At 55.0% G+C, this 14,213-nt stretch carries 26 protein-coding genes; all 26 read right to left on the reverse strand.

The genetic code is table 11. The annotated features are described in order from the left end of the window. Positions 1-150 precede the first annotated feature (150 nt). Complete coding sequence (gene bfr, locus AC07XF_RS16935; protein WP_007970123.1) at positions 151-615, reverse strand: bacterioferritin; 465 nt, start codon at positions 613-615, stop codon at positions 151-153. A gap of 149 nt (positions 616-764) precedes the next feature. Further along, positions 765-2,219: a catalase gene (locus AC07XF_RS16940; protein ID WP_495027372.1), complete on the reverse strand. Its 1,455-nt coding sequence runs from the start codon at positions 2,217-2,219 to the stop codon at positions 765-767. Between the two features lie 238 nt (positions 2,220-2,457). Next, entirely contained in the window at positions 2,458-2,844 is a 387-nt protein-coding gene (gene rplQ / locus AC07XF_RS16945) for a 50S ribosomal protein L17 (protein WP_007970429.1), read from the reverse strand. A 42-nt stretch (positions 2,845-2,886) separates the two neighbouring features. Beyond that, positions 2,887-3,888: a DNA-directed RNA polymerase subunit alpha gene (locus AC07XF_RS16950; RefSeq protein ID WP_007970428.1), complete on the reverse strand. Its 1,002-nt coding sequence runs from the start codon at positions 3,886-3,888 to the stop codon at positions 2,887-2,889. A gap of 22 nt (positions 3,889-3,910) precedes the next feature. Beyond that, positions 3,911-4,531, reverse strand: coding sequence for a 30S ribosomal protein S4 (gene rpsD, locus AC07XF_RS16955; RefSeq protein ID WP_003176404.1), 621 nt, complete (start codon positions 4,529-4,531; stop codon positions 3,911-3,913). An 18-nt stretch (positions 4,532-4,549) separates the two neighbouring features. After that, positions 4,550-4,939, reverse strand: coding sequence for a 30S ribosomal protein S11 (gene rpsK, locus AC07XF_RS16960; protein WP_002555466.1), 390 nt, complete (start codon positions 4,937-4,939; stop codon positions 4,550-4,552). 30 nt (positions 4,940-4,969) lie between these two features. Next, the gene (gene rpsM / locus AC07XF_RS16965) at positions 4,970-5,326 is read right to left on the reverse strand and encodes a 30S ribosomal protein S13 (protein WP_009045849.1); all 357 of its coding nucleotides are present in this window, start codon (positions 5,324-5,326) and stop codon (positions 4,970-4,972) included. 130 nt (positions 5,327-5,456) lie between these two features. Further along, complete coding sequence (gene rpmJ / locus AC07XF_RS16970; protein ID WP_002555468.1) at positions 5,457-5,573, reverse strand: 50S ribosomal protein L36; 117 nt, start codon at positions 5,571-5,573, stop codon at positions 5,457-5,459. A 24-nt stretch (positions 5,574-5,597) separates the two neighbouring features. Then, positions 5,598-6,926, reverse strand: coding sequence for a preprotein translocase subunit SecY (gene secY / locus AC07XF_RS16975; protein ID WP_003228718.1), 1,329 nt, complete (start codon positions 6,924-6,926; stop codon positions 5,598-5,600). Beyond that, positions 6,927-7,364, reverse strand: coding sequence for a 50S ribosomal protein L15 (gene rplO / locus AC07XF_RS16980; protein ID WP_003228720.1), 438 nt, complete (start codon positions 7,362-7,364; stop codon positions 6,927-6,929). It abuts the gene before it with no gap. Positions 7,365-7,367: 3 nt separating this feature from the next. Beyond that, on the reverse strand, positions 7,368-7,544 hold the full coding sequence (gene rpmD, locus AC07XF_RS16985; RefSeq protein WP_003176408.1) for a 50S ribosomal protein L30: 177 nt from the start codon (positions 7,542-7,544) through the stop codon (positions 7,368-7,370). A 2-nt stretch (positions 7,545-7,546) separates the two neighbouring features. Beyond that, positions 7,547-8,047, reverse strand: coding sequence for a 30S ribosomal protein S5 (gene rpsE, locus AC07XF_RS16990; RefSeq protein WP_003186035.1), 501 nt, complete (start codon positions 8,045-8,047; stop codon positions 7,547-7,549). Between the two features lie 3 nt (positions 8,048-8,050). Further along, positions 8,051-8,401, reverse strand: a complete 351-nt coding sequence (rplR, locus tag AC07XF_RS16995) for a 50S ribosomal protein L18 (RefSeq protein WP_003186037.1) — start codon at positions 8,399-8,401, stop codon at positions 8,051-8,053. A gap of 10 nt (positions 8,402-8,411) precedes the next feature. After that, a complete protein-coding gene (gene rplF / locus AC07XF_RS17000) occupies positions 8,412-8,945 on the reverse strand; it encodes a 50S ribosomal protein L6 (protein WP_003176412.1) in 534 nt (177 codons plus the stop codon). Positions 8,946-8,957: 12 nt separating this feature from the next. Beyond that, positions 8,958-9,350, reverse strand: coding sequence for a 30S ribosomal protein S8 (gene rpsH, locus AC07XF_RS17005; protein WP_003186040.1), 393 nt, complete (start codon positions 9,348-9,350; stop codon positions 8,958-8,960). A 209-nt stretch (positions 9,351-9,559) separates the two neighbouring features. After that, the gene (gene rpsN, locus AC07XF_RS17010; RefSeq protein ID WP_003176414.1) at positions 9,560-9,865 is read right to left on the reverse strand and encodes a 30S ribosomal protein S14; all 306 of its coding nucleotides are present in this window, start codon (positions 9,863-9,865) and stop codon (positions 9,560-9,562) included. Positions 9,866-9,878: 13 nt separating this feature from the next. Beyond that, a complete protein-coding gene (gene rplE / locus AC07XF_RS17015) occupies positions 9,879-10,418 on the reverse strand; it encodes a 50S ribosomal protein L5 (protein ID WP_003210069.1) in 540 nt (179 codons plus the stop codon). Between the two features lie 20 nt (positions 10,419-10,438). Next, positions 10,439-10,753: a 50S ribosomal protein L24 gene (gene rplX / locus AC07XF_RS17020; RefSeq protein ID WP_003186046.1), complete on the reverse strand. Its 315-nt coding sequence runs from the start codon at positions 10,751-10,753 to the stop codon at positions 10,439-10,441. An 11-nt stretch (positions 10,754-10,764) separates the two neighbouring features. After that, on the reverse strand, positions 10,765-11,133 hold the full coding sequence (gene rplN, locus AC07XF_RS17025; RefSeq protein ID WP_002555479.1) for a 50S ribosomal protein L14: 369 nt from the start codon (positions 11,131-11,133) through the stop codon (positions 10,765-10,767). Positions 11,134-11,156: 23 nt separating this feature from the next. Further along, on the reverse strand, positions 11,157-11,423 hold the full coding sequence (gene rpsQ / locus AC07XF_RS17030) for a 30S ribosomal protein S17 (RefSeq protein ID WP_003176419.1): 267 nt from the start codon (positions 11,421-11,423) through the stop codon (positions 11,157-11,159). A gap of 2 nt (positions 11,424-11,425) precedes the next feature. Beyond that, a complete protein-coding gene (rpmC, locus tag AC07XF_RS17035; protein WP_002555481.1) occupies positions 11,426-11,617 on the reverse strand; it encodes a 50S ribosomal protein L29 in 192 nt (63 codons plus the stop codon). Next, complete coding sequence (gene rplP / locus AC07XF_RS17040; protein WP_003228729.1) at positions 11,617-12,030, reverse strand: 50S ribosomal protein L16; 414 nt, start codon at positions 12,028-12,030, stop codon at positions 11,617-11,619. The genes rpmC and rplP overlap by 1 nt, the downstream gene beginning before the upstream one ends. A 12-nt stretch (positions 12,031-12,042) precedes the next feature. After that, positions 12,043-12,729: a 30S ribosomal protein S3 gene (rpsC, locus tag AC07XF_RS17045; protein ID WP_007970424.1), complete on the reverse strand. Its 687-nt coding sequence runs from the start codon at positions 12,727-12,729 to the stop codon at positions 12,043-12,045. 13 nt (positions 12,730-12,742) lie between these two features. Then, positions 12,743-13,075 carry a 50S ribosomal protein L22 gene (gene rplV / locus AC07XF_RS17050; protein ID WP_003103908.1) on the reverse strand — a complete coding sequence of 111 codons (333 nt, stop codon included), beginning with the start codon at positions 13,073-13,075 and terminating at the stop codon, positions 12,743-12,745. 11 nt (positions 13,076-13,086) lie between these two features. Continuing rightward, positions 13,087-13,362: a 30S ribosomal protein S19 gene (gene rpsS, locus AC07XF_RS17055; protein ID WP_002555486.1), complete on the reverse strand. Its 276-nt coding sequence runs from the start codon at positions 13,360-13,362 to the stop codon at positions 13,087-13,089. Positions 13,363-13,378: 16 nt separating this feature from the next. After that, positions 13,379-14,203 (reverse strand): 50S ribosomal protein L2, encoded by an 825-nt coding sequence (gene rplB / locus AC07XF_RS17060; protein ID WP_003228734.1) that lies wholly within the window; start codon positions 14,201-14,203, stop codon positions 13,379-13,381. Positions 14,204-14,213 lie beyond the last annotated feature (10 nt).

The following is a 14,213-nucleotide window of genomic DNA, read 5'->3' on the forward strand; positions in this document are numbered from 1 at the left end:
AGCCCCTGTCACTTCATCAGTGACAGGGGCTTTTTTTGTATCTGTAGGAGCGAGCTTGCTCGCGAAGGTCGTAAACGATAACGCAGCGCCTTCAGATTTTTCGCGAGCAAGCTCGCTCCTACAAAAGACGTTGGGGCTTCCCCTATGCAATCAGGCGTGGGACTGCAGGTAGTTCTCAAGCCCGATCAACTTGATCAGACCCAACTGCTTCTCGAGCCAGTAAGTGTGATCTTCTTCGGTGTCATGCAGTTGAACCCGCAGCATTTCGCGGCTGACGTAGTCCTTGTGCTGCTCGCAGAGCTTGATACCCTTGCACAGCGCAGCCCGCACCTTGTATTCCAGGCGCAAATCCGCTTCGAGCATCTCGGTCACCGTGGTGCCGACATCAAGATCGTCCGGACGCATGCGCGGAGTGCCCTCGAGCATCAGAATCCGGCGCATCAAGGCATCAGCGTGCCCGGCTTCTTCTTCCATCTCGTGGTTGATTCGTTCGTAGAGCTTGGTGAAACCCCAGTCCTCATACATCCGCGAGTGGACGAAATATTGATCACGCGCGGCCAGTTCGCCGGTCAGCAACGTGTTGAGGTAATCGATCACATCTGGGTGGCCTTGCATCGCCCTACATCTCCCTGCTTGAAAGTTGTAGTTTGAACCAACATGTCTCTATCGTCACTCGCCAGACGCAATAAAAGCGAAGATATTCTGAGAAAAGCAGCTTAAATAACGCAAAAAACCGCCCAAACAAGGGCGGTTCTGCTTCTCATTTAGACTTCGTTAAGCTGTACGTTGAGCAGCTTTGCGATTGCTTCTCCGTACGCCGGGTCGGCCTTGTAGAAATGCTGCAACTGGCGGTCAACCACATCACTCGACACACCCGCCATCGCACCGGCGATGTTGCTGACCAGCAGTGATTTCTGCTCTTCAGTCATCAAGCGGAACAAAGCGCCGGCGTGACTGTAGTAATCGGTATCTTCACGGTGGTCGTAACGATCGGCAGCACCACTGAGGGCCAACGCCGGCTCTGCGTAACGAGGCGCCTGCTTCGGCGATTCTACGTAGCTGTTTGGCTCGTAGTTCGGTGCCGCACCGCCATTGCTGCCAAAAGCCATCGAGCCATCACGCTGATACGTGTTGACTGGACTGCGCGGAGCGTTGACTGGCAACTGTTGGTGGTTGGTGCCGACACGGTAGCGGTGAGCATCCGCATAGGCGAACACCCGGCCTTGCAGCATACGATCCGGCGAGAGACCAACGCCTGGCACCATATTGCTAGGGCCGAACGCCGCTTGCTCGACTTCCGCGAAGTAGTTCTGCGGATTGCGATTGAGCTCCAGCTCTCCGACTTCAATCAATGGAAACTCTTTCTGCGACCAGGTTTTGGTCACATCAAACGGGTTCTCGTAGTGCGCCGCTGCCTGCGCCTCGCTCATGATCTGAATGCACACGCGCCATTTCGGAAAATCACCGCGCTCAATGGCATTGAATAAATCGCGCTGGGCGTAATCCGGATCAGTCCCCGCCAGGCGCGCAGCCTCGGCAGGCGCAAGGTTTTTAATCCCTTGCTTGCTCTTGTAGTGCCACTTCACCCAGTGACGCTCGCCTTGAGCGTTGATGAGGCTGTAAGTGTGGCTGCCGAAGCCGTGCATGTGGCGGTATCCGTCAGGGATACCCCGGTCGGAGAACAGGATGGTGACCTGGTGCAACGCCTCGGGCGAATGCGACCAGAAGTCCCACATCGCCTGGGCACTTTTCAGGTTGCTTTGCGGCAAACGCTTCTGGGTGTGGATAAAGTCCGGAAACTTCAATGGGTCACGAATGAAGAACACTGGCGTGTTATTGCCGACGATGTCCCAGTTGCCTTCCTCGGTGTAAAACTTCAAGGCAAACCCGCGTGGATCACGCTCGGTATCGGCCGAACCACGCTCACCACCCACAGTGGAAAACCGCAGGAAAGTCGGGGTTTGCTTGCCGACTGCCTCAAACAGCTTTGCGCTGGTGTATTGAGTGATATCGCGAGTCACGGTGAACGTACCGTAGGCACCCGAGCCTTTGGCGTGCACACGGCGCTCAGGGATGTTTTCACGGTTGAAGTGGGCAAGCTTCTCGATCAGATGAAAGTCGTCGAGCAGCAGCGGGCCACGAGGGCCGGCGGAACGGGAATTCTGGTTATCGGCAACAGGAGCGCCACTGGCGGTGGTAAGCGTTTTGTTTTGGCTCATGCGATCTTCCTTCCTCTGTCGGTCTTGAACTGCCGGCTATCGGCTGAGAAGGAGTATTGATCATCAATGTTACACCTACAAATTCATTAACTTGCAGGCATCGATAGAAAATAACTAATGATCAGCCCCCAACCGATAATATGACAACGGGAAGGATCCAAGGATTATACGAAGGTACATTTCTTACAGACACAAAAAACCGGGCACTAGGCCCGGTTCTTTGTTTCAGACTGACGTCTTACTCGGCGGATACAGCTTCGCCAGCAGTAGCACGATCAACCAACTCGACGTACGCCATAGGCGCGTTGTCGCCAGCGCGGAAACCGCACTTGAGGATGCGCAGGTAGCCACCCTCACGGGTAGCGTAACGCTTGCCCAGGTCGTTGAAGAGCTTACCAACGATAGCTTTCGAACGAGTACGGTCGAAAGCCAGACGACGGTTAGCAACGCTGTCTGTCTTGGCCAGAGTGATCAGCGGCTCGGCAACGCGGCGCAGTTCTTTGGCTTTTGGCAGAGTCGTTTTGATCAGCTCGTGCTCGAACAGCGACACCGCCATGTTTTGGAACATGGCCTTGCGGTGCGAGCTGGTGCGGCTCAGGTGACGACCACTTTTACGATGACGCATGGTTCATTCCTTACCAAACACTACGTTCGGTGATTACGACGATCAGGCAGTCGCCTTGTCGTCCTTCTTAAGACTTGCAGGCGGCCAGTTGTCGAGGCGCATGCCGAGGGACAGACCGCGGGAGGCCAGAACGTCCTTGATTTCAGTCAAGGATTTCTTGCCCAGGTTCGGAGTCTTCAACAGTTCCACTTCGGTACGCTGAATCAGGTCACCGATGTAGTAAATGTTTTCCGCCTTAAGGCAGTTAGCCGAACGTACAGTCAGTTCCAGATCGTCAACCGGGCGAAGCAGGATCGGATCGATCTCGTCTTCCTGCTCGACAACCACTGGCTCACTGTCACCCTTGAGGTCGACGAACGCAGCCAACTGCTGTTGCAGGATGGTTGCAGCGCGGCGAATTGCCTCTTCAGGATCCAGAGTACCGTTGGTTTCCAGATCAATAACCAGCTTGTCCAGGTTAGTACGCTGCTCGACACGGGCGTTTTCCACCACGTATGCGATACGGCGAACCGGGCTGAACGAAGAGTCAAGCTGCAAGCGACCGATGCTGCGGCTTTCGTCTTCATCGCTCTGACGCGAGTCTGCCGGTTCATAACCACGACCACGAGCTACTACGAGCTTCATGTTCAGGGCGCCGTTAGACGCCAGGTTAGCGATTACGTGATCGGGGTTAACGATCTCGACATCATGATCCAGCTGAATATCGGCAGCGGTAACCACCCCCGAACCCTTCTTCGACAAGGTCAGCGTAACTTCGTCACGGCCGTGCAGCTTGATAGCCAGACCTTTAAGGTTCAACAGGATTTCAATTACGTCTTCCTGTACACCTTCGATGGCGCTGTACTCGTGGAGCACACCGTCAATCTCGGCCTCGACTACTGCACAGCCGGGCATTGAGGACAACAGGATGCGGCGCAGCGCGTTGCCCAGGGTGTGGCCAAAGCCACGCTCGAGAGGCTCGAGAGTGATCTTGGCGCGGGTTGGACTGACAACCTGCACATCAATGTGGCGGGGTGTCAGGAACTCATTTACCGAAATCTGCATGGATGCACCTATTTTCTAGCCCTTACTTGGAGTAGAGCTCGACAATCAGGCTTTCGTTGATGTCGGCGGACAGATCACTGCGAGCTGGAACGTTCTTGAAAACGCCCGACTTCTTCTCAGTGTCTACTTCTACCCATTCTACGCGGCCACGTTGGGCACACAGATCGAGAGCTTGGACAATGCGAAGTTGGTTTTTTGCTTTCTCGCGAACTGCAACCACGTCACCAGCACGAACCTGGTAGGACGGAACGTTAACGGTCTGACCGTTTACGCTGATCGACTTGTGCGATACCAGCTGACGGGATTCGGCACGAGTCGAACCAAAGCCCATACGGTATACAACGTTGTCCAGACGGCATTCGAGCAGTTGCAGCAGGTTTTCGCCAGTTGCACCTTTCTTGCCAGCAGCTTCTTTGTAGTAGCCGCTGAATTGACGCTCGAGAACGCCGTAGATACGACGGACCTTCTGCTTTTCACGCAGTTGGGTGCCGTAGTCGGACTGGCGACCGCGGCGTTGGCCGTGGATACCAGGTGCTGCTTCAATGTTGCACTTCGATTCGATCGCGCGCACGCCGCTCTTCAGGAAGAGATCGGTGCCTTCGCGACGAGCGAGTTTGCATTTTGGACCAATGTAACGAGCCATTCTTTACAATCTCCTGGATTACACGCGGCGCTTCTTCGGCGGACGGCACCCGTTGTGCGGGATTGGCGTCACGTCGGTGATGCTGGCGATCTTGTAGCCACAGCCGTTCAAAGCGCGGACTGCGGATTCACGACCTGGACCTGGACCTTTGACGTTAACGTCGAGGTTTTTCAGGCCGTATTCCAGCGCAGCTTGACCAGCACGTTCAGCAGCTACTTGAGCAGCAAACGGGGTGGACTTGCGGGAACCGCGGAAACCCGAACCACCGGAGGTAGCCCAGGAAAGAGCGTTACCTTGACGGTCGGTAATGGTCACGATGGTGTTGTTAAAAGATGCATGGATGTGGGCGATGCCATCAACCACTGTCTTTTTAACTTTTTTACGAGGACGAGCAGCAGGTTTTGCCATGATTAAATTCCTGTCGATTCGCTGGGGCGATTACTTGCGGATCGGCTTACGCGGACCTTTACGGGTACGCGCGTTGGTCTTGGTACGCTGACCGCGTACTGGAAGACCGCGACGATGACGCAGACCGCGATAGCAACCGAGGTCCATCAAGCGCTTGATTTTCATGTTGATTTCGCGACGCAGGTCACCTTCAGTGGTGAACTTCGCCACTTCGCCACGCAGCTGTTCAATCTGCTCGTCGCTCAGATCTTTGATCTTTGCTGCTGGGTTTACCCCAGTCTCTGCACAAATTTTCTGTGCAGTAGTGCGACCAACACCATAGATGTAGGTCAGCGAGATAACAGTATGCTTGTTATCTGGAATGTTAACGCCTGCAATACGGGCCATTCAGTGGGACTCCAATTGACAGCTACCTACGCCCCGGAAGCCAAGAAATAGGGCGCGAGATAATATCGCTGTAATAACAAATAATCAACCCGGCAGCGCACTAGCTGCCGGGCTTGAAGCACAATCACACTCAGCCTTGGCGCTGTTTGTGACGCGGTTCCGCGCTGCAAATTACTCGAACAACACCTTCGCGGCGAATAATCTTGCAGTTACGGCACAGCTTTTTCACCGATGCACGAACTTTCATCACCAACTCCTCGAACCTTATGGGTCAGCGCAGCATGCCGCTGCCGTAACCCTTCAGGTTGGCTTTCTTCATCAGGGATTCGTACTGGTGCGAAACGAGGTGCGATTGTACTTGGGACATGAAGTCCATCACAACCACGACGACGATCAGCAACGAGGTCCCGCCAAGGTAGAACGGTACGTTGGCTGCAACCACCAGGAACTGGGGCAGCAGGCACACGGCCGTCATGTAAAGAGCACCGAACATGGTCAAACGAGTCAGAACGCCATCAATGTAGCGCGCAGACTGCTCACCTGGACGGATGCCCGGAATAAAGGCACCGGACTTCTTCAGGTTTTCCGCTACGTCTTTCGGATTGAACATCAACGCCGTATAGAAGAAGCAGAAGAAAATAATCCCTGCACTAAACAGCAGAATATTCAACGGCTGACCAGGAGCGATCGACTGCGAGATGTCCTGCAACCAGCCCATACCTTCAGACTGGCCGAACCAGGCACCCAACGAAGCCGGGAACAGCAAAATGCTGCTCGCGAAAATAGCCGGAATAACACCGGCCATGTTCACCTTCAGCGGCAAGTGGCTGGTCTGCGCAGCAAAGACCTTGCGGCCCTGCTGACGCTTGGCGTAGTGAACAGCAATACGACGCTGACCACGCTCAATGAACACCACGAAACCGATAATCGCTACTGCCAGCAAACCGATGGCAACCAGGGCGAAGATATTGATATCACCCTGACGCGCAGACTCGAAAGACTGCCCGATCGCTCTCGGAAGACCGGCGACGATACCCGAAAAAATCAACATCGAGATACCGTTGCCAACACCACGCTCAGTAATCTGCTCACCCAGCCACATCATGAACATCGCACCAGCCACAAACGTGGATACCGCGACGAAATGGAAGCCAAAGTCACCAGTGAACGCAACGCCCTGCCCCGCCAGACCAATGGACATGCCAATAGCCTGAACGAGAGCGAGGACGACAGTGCCGTAGCGGGTGTACTGGCTGATCTTGCGACGGCCAGCTTCACCTTCCTTCTTCAACTGCTCCAGCTGCGGGCTGACGGCGGTCATCAGCTGCATGATGATCGATGCCGAGATGTACGGCATGATCCCCAGTGCAAAGATGCTCATCCGTTCCAGCGCGCCGCCGGAAAACATGTTGAACAAGCTAAGAATGGTCCCCTCATTCTGTCGAAACAGGTCCGCGAGTCGGTCCGGGTTGATACCTGGAACCGGGATGTGTGCGCCTATTCGGTAGACGATAATCGCCAGGAACAGAAAACGCAGACGAGCCCAGAGTTCAGACATACCGCCTTTGCCGAGCGCAGAGAGAGCACCTTGCTTAGCCATTTATTCCTCGAACTTGCCGCCAGCTGCTTCGATAGCCGCACGCGCACCTTTGGTGGCGCCGATTCCCTTGCCGATAGTGACAGCGCGAGTCACTTCACCGGACAGCATGATTTTCACACGCTGTACGTTGACGTTGATCACGTTGGCATCTTTCAGGGACTGCACGGTGACGATGTCGCCTTCCACTTTAGCCAGCTCGGACAGACGCACTTCTGCGCGGTCCATGGCTTTCAGGGAAACGAAACCGAACTTCGGCAGGCGACGATGCAGCGGCTGTTGACCGCCTTCAAAGCCTGGAGCAATGGTGCCACCGGAGCGAGAGGTCTGACCTTTGTGACCACGGCCACCAGTCTTACCCAAACCGCTACCGATACCACGGCCCGGACGATGCTTTTCGCGACGGGAACCCGGCGCTGGACTCAGATCATTGAGTTTCATCGATTAACCCTCGACACGCAGCATGTAGTAAGCCTTGTTGATCATCCCGCGATTCTCGGGAGTATCCTGGACCTCTACAGTGTGACCGATGCGACGCAGACCCAGACCCTTAACGCACAGTTTGTGGTTAGGGATGCGGCCGGTCATGCTTTTGATCAGCGTAACTTTAACGGTAGCCATGATCAGAAGATCTCCTTGACGCTTTTGCCACGCTTGGCGGCAATGGATTCAGGAGACTGCATTGCTTTCAAACCCTTGAAAGTGGCGTGAACCACGTTTACAGGGTTAGTCGAGCCGTAGCACTTGGCCAGAACGTTCTGAACGCCAGCAACTTCGAGGACAGCACGCATAGCGCCGCCAGCGATGATACCGGTACCTTCAGAAGCAGGCTGCATGTACACCTTCGAAGCGCCGTGAGCGGACTTCATTGCGTACTGCAGGGTGGTGCCGTTCAGATCAACCTGGATCATGTTGCGGCGAGCAGCTTCCATTGCCTTCTGGATCGCAGCAGGCACTTCACGCGACTTGCCACGGCCGAAGCCAACACGGCCCTTACCATCACCAACCACGGTCAACGCGGTGAAAGTGAAGATACGGCCGCCTTTAACGGTTTTGGCTACGCGGTTAACTTGAACCAGCTTCTCGATGTAGCCTTCGTCGCGCTTTTGGTCGTTATTTGACATAACTTAGAACTCCAGCCCAGCTTCACGAGCAGCATCAGCCAGCGCTTTAACGCGGCCGTGGTACTTGAAGCCAGAGCGGTCGAAAGCCACCTGCGAGACGCCAGCGGCCTTAGCACGCGTAGCGACCAGCTGGCCAACCTTAGTGGCCGCGTCGATGTTGCCGGTGGCACCATCACGCAGTTCTTTATCCAAAGTCGAGGCGCTTGCCAGGACTTTGTTGCCGTCGGCCGAAATGACCTGGGCGTAGATGTGCTGCGAAGAGCGGAACACGCAGAGACGCACGACTTCGAGTTCGTGCATTTTCAGGCGTGCTTTGCGAGCGCGACGCAGTCGAGTAACTTTTTTGTCGGTCATTTGCTATGCCCTACTTCTTCTTGGCTTCTTTACGACGGACGACTTCGTCCGCGTAGCGCACACCTTTGCCTTTGTACGGCTCTGGTGGACGGAAGTCGCGGATCTCGGCGGCCACTTGACCTACCAGCTGCTTGTCGATGCCCTTGATCAGGATATCGGTCTGGCTAGGAGTCTCAGCGGTGATGCCTTCCGGCAGTTCGTAATCCACTGGGTGCGAGAAGCCAAGAGCCAGGTTCAGCACTGTGCCTTTTGCTTGCGCTTTGTAACCAACACCGACCAGCTGGAGCTTGCGCTCGAAGCCTTGGCTTACGCCTTGGACCATGTTGTTTACCAACGCACGAGTGGTACCAGCCATTGCGCGAGTCTGTTGATCGCCATTGCGAGCAGCGAAACGCAGCTCACCAGCTTCTTCAACGATCTCAACGGACGAATGGATGTTCAGTTCGAGAGTGCCCTTGGCACCCTTCACCGAAAGCTGTTGGCCTGCGAATTTTACTTCGACACCGGCTGGCAGCTTAACGGGGTTCTTAGCGACGCGAGACATGCTTATCCCCCCTTAGAACACAGTGCAAAGAACTTCGCCGCCGACACCGGCAGCGCGCGCAGCACGATCAGTCATCACACCCTTGTTGGTGGAGACGATAGACACACCGAGACCGCCACGAACTTTTGGCAGATCATCGACGGACTTGTACTGACGCAGGCCTGGACGGCTAACGCGCTTCACTTCTTCGATAACCGGACGGCCTTCGAAGTACTTCAGCTCGATGGACAGCAGTGGTTTGATTTCGCTGCTGATCTGATAACCCGCAATGTAACCTTCGTCCTTCAGGACTTTGGCAACAGCTACCTTCAACGTGGAAGATGGCATGCTTACGACGGACTTTTCAGCCATCTGGGCATTACGGATACGAGTTAGCATGTCCGCTAACGGGTCCTGCATACTCATGGGCTAGACGCTCCTAATACAAAAAAATTAGCCTTGCGGCTATTACGTGTCGCCGAGAATCTCCGGGCATGAAAAACACGGGCTCAGGCGAGCCGGGTATTCTAGACACACCCCAGAAATGAATCAAGCCCCAAAAGGGGCTTGATCCAGATTCAAGGCCACCGGTGGTCAGGATCTTGCGATCCTGGACACCGAGACTTTGACAGTACTTACCAGCTGGCTTTAACCAGACCCGGTACGTCACCACGCATGGCAGCTTCACGCAGTTTGTTACGGCCGAGGCCGAACTTGCGGTAAACGCCGTGTGGACGACCGGTCAGGCGGCAGCGGTTACGCATGCGCGAAGCGCTTGCGTCACGTGGCTGCTTCTGCAGAGCTACTGTAGCTTCCCAACGTGCTTCTGGACTTGCGTTCAGATCAACGATGATTGCTTTCAGTGCTGCACGCTTCTTGGCGTACTTGGCAACCGTGAGCTGACGCTTCAGCTCGCGGTTTTTCATGCTCATCTTGGCCATGGTCCTACTCCAATCAGTTGCGGAACGGGAATTTGAACGCACGCAGCAGAGCGCGGCCTTCATCATCGTTCTTGGCAGTGGTGGTCAGGGTGATGTCCAGACCGCGGAGAGCATCGATCTTGTCGTAGTCGATTTCCGGGAAGATGATCTGCTCTTTCACGCCCATGCTGTAGTTGCCACGACCATCGAAGGACTTGGCATTCAGGCCGCGGAAGTCGCGAACCCGAGGCAGGGAGATCGACAGCAGACGATCCAGGAACTCGTACATACGCTCACGGCGCAGGGTCACTTTGACGCCGATCGGCCAACCTTCACGGACTTTAAAGCCAGCGATGGATTTCCGAGCGTAGGTCACAACGACTTTCTGGCCGGTGATCTTTTCCAGGTCAGCAACAGCGTGCTCGATGACTTTTTTGTCGCCGATCGCTTCGCCCAGACCCATGTTCAGGGTGATTTTGGTAACGCGCGGAACTTCCATCACGTTCGAAAGCTTAAGTTCTTCCTTAAGTTTCGGAGCGATTTCCTTCCGGTAAATCTCTTTTAGTCGTGCCATGGTCTTCTACCTAGCAGTGTTCAAGCATCAACCGCTTTTTGGGTCGACTTGAAGACACGAATTTTCTTACCGTCTTCTACTTTGAAACCAACGCGGTCAGCCTTGTTGGTTTCGCCGTTGAAGATGGCGACGTTGGAAGCGTGCAGTGGCGCTTCTTTCTCGACGATACCGCCCTGTACGCCCGACATCGGGTTAGGCTTGGTATGGCGCTTGACCAGGTTCAGACCACCAACAACCAGACGGTTGTCAGCAAGAACCTTCAGCACCTTACCGCGCTTACCTTTGTCTTTGCCGGCGATCACGATGATCTCGTCGTCACGACGAATCTTTTGCATGTCGGATCTCCTTACAGCACTTCTGGGGCGAGCGAGACGATCTTCATGAACTTCTCAGTACGAAGTTCACGGGTCACTGGCCCAAAGATACGGGTGCCGATCGGCTCTTGCTTGTTGTTCAACAGAACAGCAGCGTTGCCATCAAAGCGGATAATGGAGCCATCTGCACGACGTACGCCGTGACGAGTGCGGACTACAACAGCAGTCATCACTTGGCCTTTTTTCACTTTACCGCGAGGAATTGCTTCCTTCACGGTAACTTTGATGATGTCACCGATACCAGCGTAACGACGATGGGAGCCACCCAGCACCTTGATGCACATAACACGGCGAGCGCCGCTGTTATCGGCCACATCGAGCATGGATTGAGTCTGAATCATATAATTTCTCCGACCCCTAGTCCTTAGACTTCCACAGCGCGTTCGAGAACATCAACCAGCGCCCAAGACTTGGTCTTGGCCAAAGGACGAGTTTCACGAATAGTGACTTTGTCGCCGATGTGGCACTGATTGGTTTCGTCGTGCGCGTGCAGCTTAGTCGAACGCTTAACGTATTTACCGTAGATCGGGTGCTTAACGCGACGCTCGATCAGAACGGTGATGGTTTTGTCCATCTTGTCGCTGACAACACGGCCAGTCAGCGTACGGACAGTTTTTTCGGCTTCAGCCATGATTACTTACCTGCCTGCTGGTTGAGCACAGTCTTCACGCGAGCGATGTCACGCTTAACTTGCGAGAGCAGATGAGACTGCCCCAACTGGCCAGTTGCTTTCTGCATACGCAGATTGAACTGGTCGCGCAGCAGGCCGAGCAGTTGCTCGTTCAGCTGCTGTGCGGATTTTTCACGAAGTTCATTCGCTTTCATCACATCACCGTCCGTTTAACAAAGGAGGTGGCGAGCGGCAGCTTTGCAGCAGCCAGGGCGAAAGCCTCACGCGCCAGCTCTTCAGAAACACCCTCGATTTCATACAGGACTTTGCCTGGCTGAATCTGGGCAACCCAGTATTCGACGTTACCCTTACCTTTACCCATCCGAACTTCGAGTGGCTTCTTGGAAATAGGCTTGTCCGGGAATACACGGATCCAGATCTTGCCGCCACGTTTTACGTGACGGGTCAGTGCACGACGCGCTGACTCGATCTGACGAGCGGTGAGACGACCACGAGCAACAGACTTCAGCGCGAACTCGCCGAAGCTGACTTTGCTACCGCGCAATGCCAGGCCACGGTTGTGACCAGTCATTTGCTTGCGGAACTTCGTACGCTTTGGTTGCAACATTTGGCGTACCCCTTACTTAGCAGCTTTTTTACGAGGCGCTGGTGCTTGTGGTTTCAGTTCTTCTTGGCGACCACCAATTACTTCGCCTTTGAAGATCCAAACCTTTACACCGATCACACCGTAAGTGGTGTGAGCTTCGTAGTTGGCATAGTCGATGTCGGCACGCAGGGTGTGCAATGGCACACGACCTTCGCGATACCATTCAGTACGTGCGATTTCAGCACCGCCGAGACGACCGCTCACTTGGATTTTGATGCCTTTGGCACCAATGCGCATGGCGTTCTGTACGGCGCGCTTCATAGCACGACGGAACATTACGCGACGCTCCAGCTGCTGAGCTACGCTCTGCGCAACCAGCATACCGTCGAGCTCCGGCTTGCGGATCTCTTCGATATTGATGTGCACAGGCACACCCATTTGCTTGGTCAGGTCCTGACGCAGTTTCTCAACATCTTCACCTTTCTTCCCGATAACGATACCTGGACGAGCGGTGTGGATGGTGATGCGTGCAGTTTGGGCCGGACGATGGATATCGATACGGCTTACGGACGCGCTTTTTAGTTTGTCTTGGAGGTACTCACGCACATTCAGATCTGCGAGCAAATAGTCCGCATAAGTCCGACCGTCTGCGTACCAGACGGAGGTGTGCTCCTTGACGATTCCCAGGCGAATGCCAATGGGATGTACTTTCTGACCCATCTCTTCGACTCCGTTACTTGTCAGCAACCTTGACAGTGATATGGCAAGACCGCTTGACGATGCGATCAGCACGGCCTTTGGCACGTGGCATGATGCGCTTCAGCGAACGCCCTTCGTTGACGAAAACGGTGCTGACCTTCAGGTCATCAACGTCTGCGCCTTCGTTATGCTCGGCGTTGGCTACGGCCGACTCCAGCACTTTCTTCATGATCTCGGCGGCTTTCTTACTGCTGAAAGCCAACAGGTTGAGCGCTTCGCCCACCTTCTTCCCGCGGATCTGGTCGGCGACCAAGCGGGCTTTCTGGGCGGAGATTCGAGCGCCCGACAACTTAGCGGCTACTTCCATTTCCTAACCCCTTAACGCTTGGCTTTCTTGTCTGCCACGTGCCCGCGATAAGTGCGGGTACCGGCAAACTCGCCCAGTTTGTGGCCGACCATGTCTTCGTTCACGAGAACTGGGACGTGCTGACGACCGTTGTGTACTGCGATGGTCAGACCGACCATTTGTGGCAGGATCATCGAACGACGCGACCAGGTTTTCACCGGTTTGCGATCGTTCTTTTCCGCCGCCACTTCGATCTTCTTCAGTAGGTGAAGATCGATAAAAGGACCTTTTTTCAGAGAACGTGGCACTGTCGTATCCCTCTATTTACTTGCGACGACGGACGATCATTTTGTCGGTACGCTTATTACCACGAGTCTTCGCGCCCTTAGTCGGGAAGCCCCATGGCGATACCGGATGACGACCACCAGAGGTACGACCTTCACCACCACCATGTGGGTGGTCAACCGGGTTCATGGCAACACCACGAACGGTTGGGCGAACGCCACGCCAGCGCTTGGCACCAGCTTTACCCAGCGAACGCAGGCTGTGCTCGGAGTTCGAGACTTCGCCCAGGGTCGCACGGCATTCAGCCAGGACTTTACGCATTTCACCGGAACGCAGACGCAGGGTAACGTACACGCCTTCACGAGCGATCAGCTGAGCCGAAGCACCAGCGGAACGAGCGATCTGTGCGCCTTTACCTGGCTTCAGTTCGATGCCGTGTACGGTAGAACCGACTGGAATGTTGCGCAGTTGCAGAGCGTTGCCTGGCTTGATTGGAGCCAGAGCGCCTGCGATCAGCTGGTCGCCAGCACTCACGCCTTTAGGGGCGATGATGTAGCGGCGCTCGCCGTCTGCGTAGCAGAGCAGTGCGATGTGAGCAGTACGGTTTGGATCGTATTCGATACGCTCGACAGTGGCGACGATGCCATCTTTGTCGTTGCGACGGAAATCGACCATACGGTAATGCTGCTTATGACCACCACCGATGTGACGAGTGGTAATACGGCCATTGTTGTTACGACCACCAGTCTTCGATTTCTTCTCGAGCAGCGGTGCGTGAGGAGCGCCTTTATGCAGCTCCTGGTTGACCACCTTGACCACAAAACGGCGGCCAGGGGAAGTCGGTTTGCATTTAACGATTGCCATGATGCACCCC

The organism is Pseudomonas sp. GW821-FHT01C01 (genome assembly GCF_059422645.1).